This window comes from Streptococcus infantis (assembly GCF_001579645.1).
Lineage (GTDB): Bacteria > Bacillota > Bacilli > Lactobacillales > Streptococcaceae > Streptococcus > Streptococcus infantis_E.
Genome location: NZ_KQ970821.1, coordinates 1 through 17,000, shown reverse-complemented (window position 1 = coordinate 17,000; position 17,000 = coordinate 1). Strand labels below are relative to the sequence as shown.

The 17,000-nt window shown below is 40.1% G+C and carries 15 protein-coding genes; 11 read left to right on the top strand and 4 right to left on the bottom strand.

What is annotated here, in order from left to right; all coding sequences use genetic code 11:
• Positions 1-21 precede the first annotated feature (21 nt).
• A complete protein-coding gene (locus tag SINDD18_RS06495) occupies positions 22-651 on the bottom strand; it encodes an MBL fold metallo-hydrolase (RefSeq protein ID WP_061863525.1) in 630 nt (209 codons plus the stop codon).
• Between the two features lie 110 nt (positions 652-761).
• Positions 762-1,838, bottom strand: coding sequence for a DUF2974 domain-containing protein (locus SINDD18_RS06490; protein ID WP_061863524.1), 1,077 nt, complete (start codon positions 1,836-1,838; stop codon positions 762-764).
• 95 nt (positions 1,839-1,933) lie between these two features.
• Between SINDD18_RS06490 and SINDD18_RS06485 the strand changes: the two genes are divergently transcribed.
• The 5 genes from SINDD18_RS06485 (at position 1,934) to SINDD18_RS06465 (ending at position 8,157) form a co-directional block, all read left to right on the top strand.
• Positions 1,934-2,611: a response regulator transcription factor gene (locus SINDD18_RS06485; protein WP_000548968.1), complete on the top strand. Its 678-nt coding sequence runs from the start codon at positions 1,934-1,936 to the stop codon at positions 2,609-2,611.
• Complete coding sequence (locus tag SINDD18_RS06480) at positions 2,604-3,578, top strand: ATP-binding protein (RefSeq protein ID WP_061863523.1); 975 nt, start codon at positions 2,604-2,606, stop codon at positions 3,576-3,578. The genes SINDD18_RS06485 and SINDD18_RS06480 overlap by 8 nt, the downstream gene beginning before the upstream one ends.
• Positions 3,579-3,904: 326 nt before the next feature.
• Complete coding sequence (locus SINDD18_RS06475) at positions 3,905-4,663, top strand: ABC transporter ATP-binding protein (protein ID WP_000173364.1); 759 nt, start codon at positions 3,905-3,907, stop codon at positions 4,661-4,663.
• Between the two features lies 1 nt (position 4,664).
• Positions 4,665-6,656 carry an ABC transporter permease gene (locus SINDD18_RS06470; protein ID WP_061863522.1) on the top strand — a complete coding sequence of 664 codons (1,992 nt, stop codon included), beginning with the start codon at positions 4,665-4,667 and terminating at the stop codon, positions 6,654-6,656.
• Between the two features lie 451 nt (positions 6,657-7,107).
• Positions 7,108-8,157 carry a DUF389 domain-containing protein gene (locus tag SINDD18_RS06465; RefSeq protein ID WP_061863521.1) on the top strand — a complete coding sequence of 350 codons (1,050 nt, stop codon included), beginning with the start codon at positions 7,108-7,110 and terminating at the stop codon, positions 8,155-8,157.
• 360 nt (positions 8,158-8,517) lie between these two features.
• Here the strand turns inward: SINDD18_RS06465 and thrS are convergent, their stop codons facing one another.
• Both thrS and SINDD18_RS11400 read right to left on the bottom strand, forming a co-directional pair.
• Positions 8,518-10,461: a threonine--tRNA ligase gene (gene thrS / locus SINDD18_RS06460; RefSeq protein WP_061863520.1), complete on the bottom strand. Its 1,944-nt coding sequence runs from the start codon at positions 10,459-10,461 to the stop codon at positions 8,518-8,520.
• 318 nt (positions 10,462-10,779) lie between these two features.
• A complete protein-coding gene (locus SINDD18_RS11400; protein ID WP_061863519.1) occupies positions 10,780-11,151 on the bottom strand; it encodes a hypothetical protein in 372 nt (123 codons plus the stop codon).
• A 205-nt stretch (positions 11,152-11,356) separates the two neighbouring features.
• Here SINDD18_RS11400 and rpsO point away from each other — a divergent pair, with 205 nt between their 5' ends.
• The 6 genes from rpsO (at position 11,357) to SINDD18_RS06425 (ending at position 16,921) form a co-directional block, all read left to right on the top strand.
• The gene (gene rpsO / locus SINDD18_RS06450) at positions 11,357-11,626 is read left to right on the top strand and encodes a 30S ribosomal protein S15 (RefSeq protein WP_001018251.1); all 270 of its coding nucleotides are present in this window, start codon (positions 11,357-11,359) and stop codon (positions 11,624-11,626) included.
• Between the two features lie 282 nt (positions 11,627-11,908).
• Complete coding sequence (locus SINDD18_RS06445) at positions 11,909-12,955, top strand: FecCD family ABC transporter permease (protein WP_061863518.1); 1,047 nt, start codon at positions 11,909-11,911, stop codon at positions 12,953-12,955.
• Between the two features lies 1 nt (position 12,956).
• Entirely contained in the window at positions 12,957-13,712 is a 756-nt protein-coding gene (locus SINDD18_RS06440; protein ID WP_061863517.1) for an ABC transporter ATP-binding protein, read from the top strand.
• A 22-nt stretch (positions 13,713-13,734) separates the two neighbouring features.
• On the top strand, positions 13,735-14,745 hold the full coding sequence (locus SINDD18_RS06435; RefSeq protein ID WP_061863516.1) for an ABC transporter substrate-binding protein: 1,011 nt from the start codon (positions 13,735-13,737) through the stop codon (positions 14,743-14,745).
• Complete coding sequence (locus SINDD18_RS06430; RefSeq protein ID WP_061863515.1) at positions 14,726-15,421, top strand: alpha/beta hydrolase-fold protein; 696 nt, start codon at positions 14,726-14,728, stop codon at positions 15,419-15,421. Before SINDD18_RS06435 ends, SINDD18_RS06430 begins: the two co-directional genes overlap by 20 nt.
• Positions 15,422-15,577: 156 nt before the next feature.
• Entirely contained in the window at positions 15,578-16,921 is a 1,344-nt protein-coding gene (locus SINDD18_RS06425; RefSeq protein WP_061863514.1) for a DEAD/DEAH box helicase, read from the top strand.
• The last annotated feature ends 79 nt before the right edge of the window (positions 16,922-17,000 follow it).

The window sequence follows — 17,000 nt, the reverse complement described above, 5'->3', positions numbered from 1 at the left end:
CCAGTCCTTGGTTTTTATATTTTAGAAAAATGGATTAAAAGTTTTTTCGTGAGCGATGGTCGTAGCAGGTCCGTGACCTGGATAGACATCGTAGTTAGGAAGGGTAAAGAGCTGGGTTTGGATACTATGGAGGAGTTGTTCCATACTACCTGTAGGTAGGTCTGTTCGTCCAATAGTTTCTCGGAAGAGAGCATCACCCGTTAAGACCAAGTGCCCATCTGGAAAAACAAATGAAACTCCTCCGATAGAGTGGCCTGGAGTTGGGAGTACTGTAAAACGAAACTCCTCGATTTGGTATTCTTTATGAAAAACAAAGGTGTGTTCAGCTGGTCTACATACGACATCTGCCATATCGTCATGACGAGGAAGGCCTGAGAGGTTGTCGACAGGAGTATAGAGCCAAGATTCTTCGCTTTCTGCCACATATACTGGAGGATTTCCAAAAGTATCTCTGACCAAGTCCAGACTCAAGATATGATCGTAGTGAGTATGGGTCAATAGAATCGCACAGACTGGTTTGTTGATTTTCTCAATAGTCTTTCGAATGGCCTCCCAATGGCTACCTGGATCGACTACAATCAGGTGTTGGTCTCCTTCGAGATAATAAGTATTTTCATAGGCAACAGGATTTACGGTTTTATGGATTTTCATAGGATTTCCTCTTTCAAAGAATTTACAGTTTCTAGTATAACACAGAAGGACAAAATAAGGAATCGATCAATAAGAAAGTCCCTCCATAAAAGAAGGGACTTTTTAATACATTAAAAATGATTTTTCCAGGCTTGGAAGCGTGCATCCAGTAGGAGTTGTGTCAGATTTTTTAAGATTTCGACTTGCTCAGGCTCTAGTGTCTGGGCTTGAGAAACAAGTTGTCGAACATGTTCAATCGCATTTTTTGAAGATAGTTCATTAATAGAGCTAATTCCGGACTCTAGGATGGTTCCAAAGAAGAGATCAAAATAGAGTTCTAATTCCTCATCGGGAACACTGTCCACCCATTCCTTTAGAGCGTCTTTGATTTGTAGACTTTCGCTACTAATCTCCTCTAGTTGGACAAAGTGGTGTCCATCTGTCAACCAACTGAAAGTATTGTGTTGGGCGATGCCACCGAGAGCCGTAGATTTGACGACGGTAGGAGTATCAGGAACTTCTAGCATCATGCCAATGACAGAACCTTGTGGGACATAACGGTGAAATTTAGGGATAACATCTTGATAACCAGTCGTTTCAGTCAGATGAGCCTGCAAACCAGGAGCATCGTAGGTATAAACTGCGGATATCTTTTCCTGCAATTCAGGCTGGATTTGACTAGCAGCAAAGACTGCTAGATTCCCACCTTTAGAATGCCCAGCAAGAATTACTTTTTGTTTTGGATGTTGGGTAAAGAATTCTTCCAAGTATTCAAGAGCATGCTTTTGGGCAGGGATTTCCTTCATATAGGTCATATGGAAATCTTCCTTCCAGCCAATAATACTGTCGTCTGTGCCACGAAAGACAATGAGATAAGTATCTAGGTTCAGACGATAGGTCATAGCAGCGAACTGTTTCTGTTGCTCGGTATCAATTTCGTTAATAAAGTTTGATAGCTTGCAATTTTTAAATCGTTTGTGTTGAGCAAGCTGGTCTAAGAGTTGGAGACGTTCTTTATTGGTCAACATGGTGCTTTCTCGTGGGACACGTGTTGCGACATCGCTTAAACGATTGACTGGCTGGTACAATAGGTTATCAAAAGGAAGATAAGTCAGCTCTGTCAAAGCAAGTACATCCAGTTCATTTAAGGGAAGATCATAAAAAGAATCGTATTGAACATTAGTTAGGTAGTCAAAAATATTGGCCATGAGAATTCCTTTCTTAACTTTTATCATATCAGATTTGCATCAATTTCGCTAGTAGTGAGAAGAATTTTGCTATAATATAAAAAAAGGAGGAGCAGATGCATAAGATTTTACTAGTAGAAGATGATCCAGTAATCCGTCAGCAAGTTGGGAAAATGCTCTCTGAGTGGGGATTTGAGGTAGTCATGGTAGAAGACTTCATGGAGGTTCTCACACTATTTGTTCAGTCTGAACCTCATCTGGTTCTCATGGATATCGGCTTGCCTCTCTTTAATGGTTATCACTGGTGCCAGGAAATTCGCAAGATTTCTAAAGTTCCCATTATGTTTCTGTCTTCGAGAGACCAGGCTATGGACATTGTGATGGCCATTAATATGGGGGCGGATGATTTTGTGACCAAGCCCTTTGATCAGCAGGTTCTTTTAGCCAAGGTACAGGGCTTGTTACGTCGTTCCTATGAGTTTGGACGGGATGAAAGTCTCTTAGAGTATGCTGGAGTTATCCTCAATACCAAGTCTATGGATGTGCATGTCAATGGGAAAGCTATCAGTTTAACAAAGAATGAATTTCAGATTTTACGTGTCTTATTTGAGCATGCGGGAAATATCGTAGCGCGTGACGATTTGATGCGGGAACTTTGGAATAGTGACTTTTTTATCGATGATAATACCTTGTCCGTAAACGTCGCCCGCTTGCGCAAGAAATTGGAGGAAGAAGGTTTGATTGGTTTTATCGAAACTAAGAAAGGAATAGGGTACGGATTGAAACATGCTTGATTTCAAAAGTTTTTTTCTAGCTTATATCCGTTCGCGTAGCCGTTTTTTCGCTTTTATTCTCTTACTCACGGGTTTGCTTTTTCTCTTTGAGGTTTTATTTGATAACCAAGTACTCTACTTTAATTATTTCTTCTTTCTATCTACCTTTTTGACACTTTTGTTTTTGGTCTATGATTTCTTGATAGAATTGCAACGCTATCGTAAGGAATTGTTTTACGGAAAAAGAGAAGCCAAGTCACCAATGGAGGCCCTACTAACTGAAAAACTAGAGAAAAGTGAAGAAGAACTCTATCAAAAGAAATCAGATGCTGAAAACCGCTACAATGATTTGGTGGACTATTATACACTCTGGGTTCATCAGATAAAAACTCCAATTGCGGCCAGTAAACTCCTCGTGAGCGAGGTGGCAGATCGCCAATTGAAGCAACAGCTAGAACAGGAAATTTTTAAGATTGATTCCTATACCAACCTCGTTCTCCAATACCTACGCTTAGAGAGCTTCCATGATGATCTGGTGTTGAAGAAAGAAAATGTGGAGGATTTGGTCAAGGAAGTCATTCGCAAATATGCCCTTTTCTTTATCCAGAAAGGTTTAAGTGTTAATCTGCATGACTTGGATAGAAGCATTGTGACGGATAAAAAATGGTTGTTAGTAGTTATTGAACAAATCCTTTCAAATAGCCTCAAATACACAAATGAAGGTGGAATTGAGATCTATATGGAAGATCAAGAACTTTGCATCAAAGATACTGGGATTGGCATCAAAAACAGTGATCAATTGCGAGTTTTTGAACGCGGATTTTCAGGCTATAATGGTCGCATGACCCAGCAGTCATCTGGACTTGGACTCTACTTGACCCAAAAAATCAGCCAAGAATTAGGACATCAAATCCGTATCGAATCTAAACTTGGTCAAGGGACGACTGTGCGTATCAAGTTTTCAGAAGTAAACCTACTGATCGAATGAAAAGAATTGCTAAGAGCTTGGAAGAATCCTTTCAGGCTCTTCTTTAGACCTTGTTATGGTAAGAAAGCAGACTTCAATCAGATAAAAAATTGTAATCTTACAAAAATGTAAGATTACAGACCTCTTTTGTAAGGTTATGTTATGGCAAGTCCTCTTTATTTGGAGTAAACTTATAGCATAAAGAAAAAGGAGAGAAACCATGAAAACAATCTTACAAAAGAAAGATACAAGTAAACCAAGTCCAAAAGAGATCGAGCGAGTTCAGCTCGGTTGCGCTATTATGCAGGCTCAGTTTCAATTAATGGGATATTAAAAAGGAGATTATCATGACACTATTAGATGTAAAACACGTTCAAAAGATTTATAAAACACGTTTCCAAGGCAACCAAGTAGAAGCCCTGAAAGATATTCACTTCACTGTAGAAAAAGGCGACTACGTTGCCATTATGGGTGAGTCTGGTTCTGGGAAATCAACCCTACTCAATATTCTCGCCATGCTTGACAAACCAACTCGTGGTCAGGTCTTCCTAAACGGAACAGACACAGCTACCATTAAAAATACTGAAGCATCAAGCTTCCGTCGTGAAAAGTTAGGCTTTGTCTTCCAAGACTTCAATTTGTTAGATACGCTTTCTGTTAAAGACAATATCTTACTCCCTTTGGTATTGTCTAGAAAGCCTATTACTGAAATGATGAAAAAATTGGTAGTGACGGCTGAAAATCTTGGCATCAACCAATTGCAGGAGAAGTACCCTTATGAAATCTCTGGTGGACAAAAGCAACGGGTAGCAGTAGCCCGCGCTATCATTACAGAACCAGAAATTCTCCTTGCTGATGAGCCAACAGGAGCTCTAGATTCTAAGTCATCTGCAGCCCTCCTTGATATTTTTGATCAGATCAATGAACAAGGACAAACCATTCTCATGGTAACCCATTCAACAGCTGCAGCAAGTCGTGCGAAACGTGTCCTCTTCATCAAGGACGGCATTCTTTACAATCAAATCTACCGTGGTGAAAAGACTGAACGTCAGATGTTCCAAGAAATCTCTGACACCTTGACTGTTATGGCAAGTGAGGTGAACTAGTATGTTTCGATTAACCAATAAGTTGGCCGTATCCAACTTAATCAAAAACCGCAAACTCTATTATCCTTTTGCACTAGCAGTTCTCCTTGCAGTTACTATCAGCTACCTATTTTATTCATTAACTTTTAATCCTAAAATGGTAGAAATGCGGGGTGGATCTTCTATTCAATTTACCCTACAACTAGGTCTCATCGTAGTAACACTTGCATCTGCCATTATCGTCCTTTATGCCAACAGTTTTGTCATGAAAAATCGTTCCAAAGAACTGGGTATATATGGCATGTTGGGACTAGAAAAGCGACATTTGATTGGTATGACCTTCAAGGAACTCCTGATTTTTGGTCTAGTAACAGTCACTGCTGGGATTGGGATTGGTGCCCTCTTTGACAATCTGATTTTCGCTTTATTGCTCAAACTTTCAAAGATGAAGGTGGAGTTAGTCGCAACCTTCCAATGGCCCGTAGTCCTTTCCATCCTTCTGGTATTTGGTCTTATCTTTTTAGTCATTGTCTTCCTAAATGCTATCCGCATTATCCGTATGGATGCTCTTCAACTATCTCGTGAGAAAGCAAAAGGTGAGAAGAAGGGCCGTTTCCTAGTGTTTCAGACAATCTTGGGACTACTCTCTTTAGGTAGTGGCTATTATCTAGCTCAAAGCGTAACAAATGCTCTATTAGCTATTTCTACCTTCTTTTTAGCTGTAATACTGGTCATTTTAGGAACCTATCTCTTGTTCAATGCTGGGATTACAGTTTTCTTGAAAATGCTCAAGAAAAACAAGAAATATTACTACAAACCTAACAATCTCATCTCTGTTTCTAACCTCATTTTCCGTATGAAGAAAAATGCGGTTGGTTTAGCGACTATCGCCATCCTTTCCACCATGGTTTTGGTCACCATGTCGGCAGCAACCAGTATCTACAATGGTTCTGAAAATATTAAAAAACTCCTGTATCCTCACGATATGTCAATTTCAGGACAAAATGTAGAAGTTGAGGATTTAGACCAACTTTTAACTCAGTATGCCAAGGAAAAGAACCTAACAATCAGCACTAAGGATGTTCTTAGCTATGCAAGTTTCGGCCTTTCTAGTCAAGATGGTACCAAATTAACCACCTTTGCAAAAGGTCAAAATAGTGTTATGCCCAAGACAGTTTTCCTAGTTTTTGATCAAAAAGACTATGAAAAAATGACTGGACAAAAGCTGAACCTTACGAATAATGAGGTGGGACTATTCGCTAAGAACGATGGCCTTAAAGGTCAAAAAGCATTCAGTCTGAACAATCAGAACTATACGATCAAGCAAGAAATCCAGCAAGATTTCCTCAGAGACCATGTTGCTAACCAGTATGTACTTTTGATCTCAGATTATAACTACCTTGTTGTCTCAAATTTGCAGGACTTTTTAGATAAATACCAGGATTCTGCTATATACACTCAGCTATATGGTGGAATGGATGTGACAGCAAGTAAAGAGGAACAGTTAAAGCTATCTGATGATTTCGATGCGTATGTGAATAATTTCAGTCACAATCTCAAGAACGAGGATGGTATGGTTTACGGTGCAAACATTGCGAGTGAGTCAACTGTCGAAATGAACGCTCTCTTTGGTGGAGTCCTCTTTATCGGTATTTTTCTCTCTATCATCTTTATGGTAGGTACTGTACTCGTTATCTACTATAAACAAACTTCAGAAGGTTATGAAGACCGTGAACGCTTTGTCATTCTGCAAAAGGTTGGTTTGGATCAAAAACAAATCAAGCAAACCATTAACAAGCAGGTCTTGACTGTTTTCTTCCTACCTCTGGCCTTTGCCTTCCTTCATCTGGCTTTTGCTTATCACATGTTGAGCCTGATTCTCAAGGTCGTTGGTGTTGTTGATTCAGCCATGATGTTAAGTGTAACCCTTTCTATCTGTGGTATCTTTGCTTTAGTCTATGTTCTAATCTTTATGATTACTTCAAGAAGCTATCGCAAGATTGTTCAAATATAAAAATAAAGGATATAATGTAAAGTCTGAAAGTTATTTTGACGGAGGAATCCTAGATTATATTGAATACTCTATCTTAGTAGTCATAATTTGCGGGTTTACCTTGGGGATCACACCACCTTGGGTGGTTTGCATGATACAAAATTGGAAAACCAAACACACTCATCATGTTTAAACATTAAAACGTTATCTTCTTTCAAAGGAGATAACGTTTTTTTCTTCTTTGGATAAGGAAACAAAAATTTCTACCTTTCTCTATCTCTTAAATTGATTGAGTTCTTCAGAGAAAGGTTGTAAAATTTTTGATATAATATCAAGGATGGACTGATGGATATTTAAAGGATTATTTTCAAAAGAATGACAGGTGAGAATTAAAAATATGTAATATTGGACAGAAGTCTCTCTGCCATCGTCTTTGCAGAAACAAGATTATATGAAATAAAAGGAGTAACCAATGACCGGAAACTATTCAACACGTGAATACCGTGAGAAATTATATGATGACCTTCATGTTCGATTAAGAGATACAGTGATTTTGATGTGTGCGATTTTTATTGCCTCTATAGGTCTAAATATGAATTCAACAGCTGTCATTATTGGAGCCATGCTGATTTCCCCTCTTATGACACCGATTGTTGGACTGGGATTCGGTTTAGCTATTTTTGATACGCGTTTAATCAAGCAATCTCTAGAGGTTTTATTTACTCAAGTATTGGTCAGTTTGCTTGTATCGACTCTGTATTTCTGGATTTCTCCCTTATCTTATGCAAGTAGCGAGTTGATTGCACGAACCTCTCCAACCATTTGGGATGTTCTCATTGCTATCGCGGGTGGGATAGCAGGTTTCATTGGTTCAAGGAAAAAAGAAGCAAACAATATCGTACCAGGAGTAGCCATCGCAACAGCTCTAATGCCACCTATCTGTACTGCAGGCTATGGTTTAGCTAATGGAAATGTACGATTTTTATTTGGGGCTCTCTATCTTTTCTTGATCAACTGTGTTTTTATCATGCTAGCCAACATTGTTGGAACAAGAATTTTGATGAGAAAATCTCCTTTAAGTTCATTTAAAGAGCTAAATATTAAAATGAAAATTGGGTTGATATCCTTGATTGTATTATTGGTTCTTCCAGCCAGCTATTCAGCAGTCACTCTGACGATGGATCAAGCGCGAAAAGAAGGGATTAAACAGTTTGTAGGCAAAGAGTTCGCCAATCATACGGTCATTAATCAAGTCTACAAGTCAAGGAGCAATGAATTGGTCTTGACGGTTGTTGGAGGTCCGATTTCAGAAGAAGAATTAGAAACCATTTGCCAAAAACAAGCCTCTTACGGTATTCAATCTGTTCAATTGAAAGTCAATCAAGTCCATAATTCGACAAAATTAGATAGTGAAATGACCAAGGAATTTTATGAAACCATTAACAAGTATATCGATCAAAAACTCTCTGAAAAAGATTCACAAAAAGATCGCGTAAAAGAAAATGAAGCAGACAATGATTGAGGATATTGAACTTATCTAAGTCGAGGAAGCAAATCTTGGGAGGATATCCTATATCCAAAAGTTAATGGATAGAAAGGATTGTTGATGAGTCTACTATTTGTGGTGGTTTGATCAATCACTACTAGCTCAGGTTAAACAAAATATAAAAAGGCGGTGGGACAGAAATCGATAGACAAAGTCTCGATTTCGTAGTCCCAGCCCCGCGAGGATGATTAGAAGCTTTTTGGAGTCTAAAAGACGAACAAAAAGTTCAATCAGCTACCGCGTCAAAGTTTGATTGCTAATAAAAAGAGAGGTCGGGATCTTTTGTCCCAACCTCTTTTTTAGGTAGCTAGAATTTTATCCCAGACAGTGATCGTTTTATTTCTCAACTCGTGATTTGTTGGCGATATCAGCTAGGATAGCTGCTACAAACTCTTCTACTGACACAGTGTTCGTTTCTTTTTGTCCATAGCGACGAACGTTGACAGTTCCGTCTTCCATTTCCTTGTCACCAACGATCAATTGGTAAGGAATCTTGCTAGTTTGTGAAGCACGGATCTTGAACTGCATTTTTTCATTGCGTTCATCCACATCGGCACGAACCCCACGGTCACGGAGTTTCTTAGCCACTTCCCAAGCGTAGTCCACGTGTTTTTCATTAGAAACTGGGATAAGGGTCACTTGGTGTGGTGCTAGCCATGTTGGGAAGGCACCCTTGTAGTTTTCAATCAAGATGGCTGTGAAGCGTTCCATGGTGGAAATCACCCCACGGTGGATCATCACTGGACGGTGCTCTTCACCATCCGCTCCGATGTATTTAAGGTCGAAGCGTTCTGGAAGCAAGAAGTCAAGCTGAATGGTAGAAAGAGTTTCTTCTTTACCGAGGGCAGTCTTAACCTGGATATCCAATTTTGGACCATAGAAGGCAGCTTCCCCTTCAGCTTCAAAGTAGTCAACGCCCATTTCATCAAGCGCTGCGCGAAGCATGGTTTGGGCATTTTCCCACATTTCATCATTATCAAAGTACTTGTGAGTATCTTGAGGGTCACGAAGAGAGAGACGGAAGCGGTATTCAGTCAAGTTGAAGTCTTCATAAACATCGATAATCAACTGAAGGGCACGTTGGAATTCTTCTTGGATTTGTTCTGGAGTGACGAAGAGGTGTCCGTCATTAAGAGACATTTCACGTACACGTTGAAGACCTGTAAGGGCCCCTGATTTCTCATAGCGGTGCATCATCCCGATTTCAGCGATACGGATTGGCAATTCACGGTATGAGTGAACATGGTGCTTGAAGACTTGGATGTGGTGTGGACAGTTCATTGGACGAAGGACGAATTCTTCCCCATCTCCCATATCCATAGTTGGGAACATGTCTTCTTGGTAATGATCCCAGTGACCAGAAGTCTTGTAAAGTTCTACAGAAGCAAGCGGTGGAGTGTAAACGTGTTGGTAGCCAGAAGCCAACTCTTTGTCTACGATGTAGCGCTCCAACTCACGACGGATAGTCGCCCCATTTGGCAACCAGAATGGAAGCCCTTGACCGACCTCTTGAGAAATCATAAAGAGATCAAGCTCTTTACCAAGTTTACGGTGGTCACGTTCTTTGGCCTCTTCACGCATTTGAAGGTAGTTTTTCAAGTCTTTCTTGTCGAACCAAGCTGTACCGTAAATACGTTGCATCATAGCATTGTCGCTATTTCCACGCCAGTAGGCACCAGCTACATGGAGAAGGTGGAAGATTTGGATACGACCAGTTGATGGCACGTGAGGTCCACGGCAAAGGTCCACGTATTCACCTTGACGGTAGATGGTCAAGCCACCCTCGTCTTCTGAGTGTTCCTCGATCAATTCCAACTTGTAAGGGTCGTTTTTGAAGATTTCACGGGCTTCATCTTTTGTCACTTCTTCACGAATAGATGGGAAGTTTTCTTTAACGATTTTTTGCATTTCTTCTTCGATACGAGGAAGGTCTTCGTTAGAGATTTGACCCGCTTGGTTGTCTGTATCATAGTAAAAACCATCTTCGATCGCTGGACCGACACCCAAGTGAATGTCTGGGAAAAGGCGACGAGCGGCTTGAGCGAACAAGTGGGCTGCTGAGTGACGCAAGATATCCAATGCATCTTCGTGATCTGGTGTCACGATTTCAATGCTTCCATCTTCAGTGATCGCACGAGTAGTGTCGATGAGTTTACCGTTGAATTTACCAGCAAGAGCTTTTTTTGCTAGGGAATTGCTGATGGATTGAGCAATTTCAAAAGTTGTAACGCCAGATTCGAATTCACGAACAGCGCCATCTGGGAAAGTAATTTTGATCATGGTTTTCTCCTTATGTTAGTTATCAATTATTTCTAGAGCAGAGGTGTTTCCCTATTTTGCAGTCTTAAATCAAGAAAAACAAAAAGCGACATCCTAAAAAGGACGTCGCAACGTGGTTCCACCTTCATTTATGTTCCTCAAAAAAGAGGGACACCTCTGATTGGCTCTAACGTGGCCACCGTATTATGTTTGCATAAAAGTCAGTAGAGTAGTATCAGTTTAGGCTTCCTATGCGTTCTCAGCAACCACGCACTCTCTAAAAGAAAGATTCTAAGCGACTTGTCTCTATGCATTATTATAGCATGATTGCGAGATTTTTCAAGGATTTTGTGAAAGTTTTTTGTTTTTCAGTTTTTGAACCAGATACCTGATAGTGGCACCAATAACTGTACCTAGTAGAATAAGAATTTCATAGGCTAGGAAATAAACAATGATAAATTCTCTGAAAGGAATGATAGTAAAGCCATAGAGCAAGCAACTACCTAAAAGCCAATGTAGTGAAAAACCAAATCGGTAGCTATAAAGAAGAGAGACTATAAAAACTACAACAGGCGAAATGATGAATATATTTAAAAGATAGAGCTCCGTTAGTTTTGGATTCTGTAATAGTAGTATAAATAATCCATAAAGTGGCCAATAAAAGAAAAATATGACCAGATAGTAGGGGAGATATTGCGAGAATTTACGCATGGTAATCACCTCTCTTTTCAAGATGTCAACTTAGATATCCTTCCTATAACTATTATAGCACTTTTGCGGTAAGAATAGTAAATCAGTTGACAAAGAACTTAGTTCTTGGTAGAATAAGAACTGTCGTAAAGACAAATAACTTCTTCTTGGTTACAGGCATGCCAACCTGTCACTCGGATGAAGCCAAATAAAAAGGAGAAACATCATGGCAATCTCAAAAGAGAAAAAAAATGAAATCATTGCACAATATGCACGTCACGAAGGTGATACAGGTTCAGTAGAGGTTCAAGTTGCTGTCCTTACTTGGGAAATCAACCACCTTAACGAACACATCAAACAACACAAAAAAGACCACGCTACTTACCGTGGATTGATGAAGAAAATCGGTCGCCGTCGTAACTTGCTTGCATACTTGCGTAAAAACGACGTTAACCGTTACCGTGAGTTGATCAACTCTCTAGGACTTCGTCGCTAATCTGCTTTATTTTCCACTTATATTGCGTTGTCACCTTACCTCGATATACTCAAGTATAATCTTCGGTTACGGTTCCTAGCACTGTAAGGTAAAATAAACCAGATCATCTCCCTTCGGGGAGATTTTTTAGTTTTACTAGGATTTTAGCCCGAGCTCAAATTAGCTCTCTGGTATTAGAGGGCTTTTTTGTGTATCTTTCTAGTCTTGTTCCTGATTTGGAAATGTGGTATACTAATTATGAAAATTGTCTAAATTTTTAATATTTGATCAAGGGAGGGTTTCATGCTTTCCAAATTTTCTGGAAGCCATCAAAACCTGCGATATTTTTTTCTCCTTGCTATTTTGCTCGGAGCACTGGGAGTCTCTCTATTTTTAGCTGTTTCGATGGGGTCAGTTCAAATTAGTTTGAGTGATACCTATCGGATTATATTAAGTAAGATGGGAGCTCCGTTGGATATAGGAGATATTTCGAAGTCGACACTTGCTATTGTTTGGAATATGAGATTGCCACGGGTCTTTCTAGGTTTGATAGTTGGTGCTGGTCTTTCCATGTGTGGTAGTGTCATGCAGTCAACAGTCAATAACCCCATTGCAGAACCTTATGTGTTAGGAATTTCAGCTGGGGCAACCTTTGGAGCAACGCTGAGCATTATTCTCGGTTTTAAGGTCTTGATTGGTCTTGGTTCATTCATTGGCGCACTTTTGGCAACAGTTGCAGTCCTTCTGATTGCCTCCATGCAAGGTAGGATGACAACTTCTAGCCTCATTTTATCAGGGACGGTGGTCAATGCACTCTTTTTGGCTTTTTCAAATTTTATTATCTCAATTGGGGCTAATGCTGACAGTGTCATGACCATCAAGTTTTGGACCATGGGTTCTCTAGCAGGGATCTCATGGGGTCACTTAACCCTGCCAGCAGTAGTCGTGGGAATAGCCTTTTTATTTTTCTCTACCCAATACCGTGTTTTTAATGCCATGATGATGGGTGATGAGGCAGCCTTGACTTTGGGTATTCCTCTACGTTTTTACTGGTATCTCTATGTGGCTATTGTAGCCGTGATGACAGCAGTATTAGTATCGACCTGTGGGATTATCGGTTTTGTCGGTCTCATTACACCTCATTTGGCAAGAAGTTTGGTAGGGACAAATTACAAAAGACTTTTTCCGATAGCAACCTTACTAGGCGCCCTCTTTGTTGTCTGGGCAGATGTCTTTGCTCGCGTTTTGATTCAAAATGCTGAACTTCCGATTGGTATTTTCACGGCCCTAGTAGGTGCACCTTTCTTTATCTACATGGTTGCAAGTAGACGAAGGGAGGTGAGAGTCTGATATGGACTTAATGTGCCAGGATATTCACTTTGGAATCGGAGAGAAAAAAATTCTCAAAGGAGTGTCGCTCAAACTGGAGAGCAAGCAATTTCATACCATTTTGGGACCCAATGGAAGTGGGAAAACTAGCTTGCTGAAACTCCTCTATCGACAGGAAAAGCCTGATCAAGGTTTGATTTCTCTAGATGGAAAACCCTTGGAACAAATGAGCATCAAGGAAACGGCAAAGCAGATGGCAGTCGTCACGCAGTTTAATCAGTTACAATTTGATTGTAGGGTTGAGGAAATTGTCATGCTGGGCAGAACACCCCATCTCTCTTTCTTACAAAAGGAAAAAGAAAAAGACTTTGCCTTGGTTGAGGATGCTCTGGTCAAGGTAGATATGTTCGAGAAAAGAAATCGACTCTACTCTTCTCTGTCAGGAGGAGAGAAGCAGCGGGTTTTGTTGGCACGCGCCTTGGCACAAGAACCGACTCTTCTGCTCTTAGACGAACCGACCAATCATTTAGATATCAAGTACCAGCTAGACTTGTTGACCATTGTCAAACATCTCAATATCAATGTACTAGCAGTATTACACGATATTCAGCTAGCTTGTCGCTATTCAGACTATCTCTATCTAATGAAAGAAGGAGAGATTGTTTACCAAGGGACTCCAAAAGAGACCATCACACCAGAGTCTTTGCAGGATGTCTATGGTGTCCAAAGTAGGGTTACTTGGACGGAAGACCAGCAAGCCATGATTCACTATTTATAAAAAATGAAAAGGAAAACAAAACATGAAAAAATCACTCAGTATTTTGCTCCTAACAGTAGCTACCTTAACTTTGGCAGCTTGTGGAAATAGTTCAACAGAAAAAGCTACCACACAATCAAGCGCAGAGACAAGTCAAAAATCTAATACAGAAACCAACTATCCTGTAACCATCAAAACTTATGATGCCAAAGGAAACGAAGTCGAACAAGTCTTTGAAAAGGCTCCTGAAAAGGTCATCACTAACAACCTATCAACAACTGAAATCCTACTTGAACTTGGTTTGAAGGATAAAATTGCCGGTATGCTCAATCCTGATAATGCTGTAACTGGTAAATACAAGGAAGCAATTGAAGCCATCCCTCATATTGGGGATAAGAAATCAGTCTCACAAGAAACGGTTCTATCTTATGAACCTGATGCCTTGATGGGGCGCAACATGATGTTCTCTGAAAAGTCAATGGGAACGATTAGTGCTTGGAATGAAAATAAAATCCCTGTTTATACGCAAAAAGCCTCACTATCAAATATCCAACAGGATTTGGGAAATATCGTAGAAGACGTGAAGAATCTTGGTACCATTTTCAATGTTCAAGACAAGGCCAACCAATACGCAGAACAATTACAAGCTAAAATCGATGCGGTTAAAAAAGCCAATCCAGAAACACAGGGTGAAAAGAAAAAAGCTTTGATTATGGTTGCTTATAACGATGAAACCTTTGGTGCCTACAAGTCAGCCCTTCAAGAAAGTTTGCTCAATCAACTTGGTTATACCAATGTTGCAACAGGAACATCTGGTTTGACCTTGGAAAACTTAGTATCAATGGATCCAGAGTTGATTATCTATGTAACCAGCGACCGCAATCAAAAGTTGGATGAAAAAGCAGTGGATTTGATGAAGGCAAATGCTGTCTTGGAAAATGTACCAGCAATCAAGAATCAAAAAATCATGACCATCTCTTACGATGAGTTGATGGACTACGGTCCAGCAGTGATTGATTCACTTGAAAAAATCAATGACTTTATCAAGAAATAAGGAGTTTAACTGGGAAGGGATTCAGGTTAGGGTCAGCCTTCCTTCAAACTATGATCCTCAACAAGCCTACCCAGTTGTGCTCTTAAACGATGGGGAACTGGATTATTCATCAAACCTATCCCAATTTGTGATCTTAGTAGGTTTGATTCCAGAAAATCGTCTGGATGACTTTACACCTTGGAAAGCTAGTGCGTTGAAAGAAGGGGCTCCAGATTTCGGTGGGAAGGGAGACGACTACCATCAGAAGCTCTTTCAAGGAATTCTAACAACTCTGAAAAAGGACTACTTGATTGATGAAAGTAGGATTGCTTATGGTGGCTATTCACTGGGCGGTCTTGCAGCTGTTTATAGTCTCTATAGTAGTCATCTTTCTGCGACCTGTATCTTTTCTATCTGTGGTTCTTTCTGGTATCCAGAATTTATAGACTTTTGCAGGGAACATACTTTGATGCAGAGCCAAAGCCTTATTTATCTGCAAAATGGTCAGACAGAAGGTGCCAATCATTCCAATCGTCTGTCTAAGGCTCCTATTTTTGCAAGGGATCTACATAATTTAATTTCAGAAGCAGTTCCCTCAACATATTCCACCTTTGATGCTTATGGGCATCATGAAGCTCTTGAGCAACGCTATCAACATTTTTGTGATTGGCTAATGAAGGAATGGGAGCTTAAATAAAAAAGTGATACTCTCTGTTTATAATGGACAGAGAGTATTTTTCTTGTCTTTATTTGTCTATATTTTGAAATTTTCGTGGGTTTATCTAAATTGAAAGTTTAACTGAAATGCATCAAAATGTGGTATAATGAGTAGATAGATAGAATCGAGGATATTATGTCATTTACGAAATTTAAATTTAAAAAATATATAGAAGAAGCTTTGGAGGAGTTGAAGTTTACGACTCCTACTGAGGTTCAGGATAAGTTGATTCCTATTGTCTTGGCAGGTCGTGACTTGGTTGGTGAATCAAAAACAGGTTCAGGGAAAACCCATACTTTCTTGCTTCCAATTTTCCAACAGTTGGATGAAGAGAGCGACAGTGTACAGGCAGTTATCACAGCTCCTAGTCGTGAGTTAGCAACTCAGATTTACCAAGCGGCTCGCCAGATTGCAGCACATTCAGAAGTTGAAATTCGTGTTGCCAACTATGTGGGTGGGACAGACAAGGCTCGTCAGATTGATAAATTAGCAAGCAACCAGCCCCATATCGTCATTGGAACACCAGGTCGTATCTATGATTTGGTAAAATCGGGTGATTTGGCTATCCACAAGGCTAAGACCTTTGTAGTCGATGAAGCTGATATGACCTTGGATATGGGATTCTTGGAAACAGTTGATAAGATTGCAGGAAGTCTTCCAAAAGACTTGCAGTTCATGGTCTTTTCAGCAACTATCCCACAAAAATTGCAACCATTCTTGAAAAAATACTTGTCAAATCCAGTTATGGAAAAAATCAAGACCAAAACAGTTATCTCAGATACTATTGATAACTGGTTGATTTCGACTAAGGGACGTGACAAGAATGCCCAGATTTATGAATTGACTCAAGTCATGCAACCATATCTTGCCATGATTTTTGTCAATACTAAGACTCGTGCAGATGAATTGCATACATACTTAACAGCCCAAGGCTTGAAAGTAGCTAAGATTCATGGAGATATTGCACCTCGTGAACGTAAACGGATTATGAATCAAGTGAAGAACCTTGATTTTGAGTACATTGTTGCGACAGACTTGGCTGCGCGTGGGATTGACATTGAAGGTGTCAGCCACGTTATCAATGATGCTATTCCACAAGACTTGTCCTTCTTTGTCCACCGTGTTGGACGAACTGGACGTAATGGACTGCCAGGTACAGCTATTACCCTTTACCAGCCTAGTGATGACTCTGATATTCGTGAGTTAGAGAAACTAGGGATCAAGTTTGTGCCTAAGATGGTTAAAGACGGAGAATTCCAAGATACCTATGACCGCGATCGTCGTGCCAATCGTGAGAAGAAACAGGAAAAACTGGACATCGAAATGATTGGTTTGGTCAAAAAGAAAAAGAAAAAAGTCAAACCAGGTTATAAGAAAAAAATCCAGTGGGCTGTCGATGAAAAACGTCGTAAAGCCAAGCGAGCAGAAGGTCGTGCCCGCGGACGCGCTGAACGCAAAGCCAAGCGCCAGACATTTTAAAAGTAAAACAGTAGGACCAAGTGGTCTTACTGTTTTTTTGAGCAATTAAGGGCTCTTTGTCAACTGTAGTGGGTTGAAT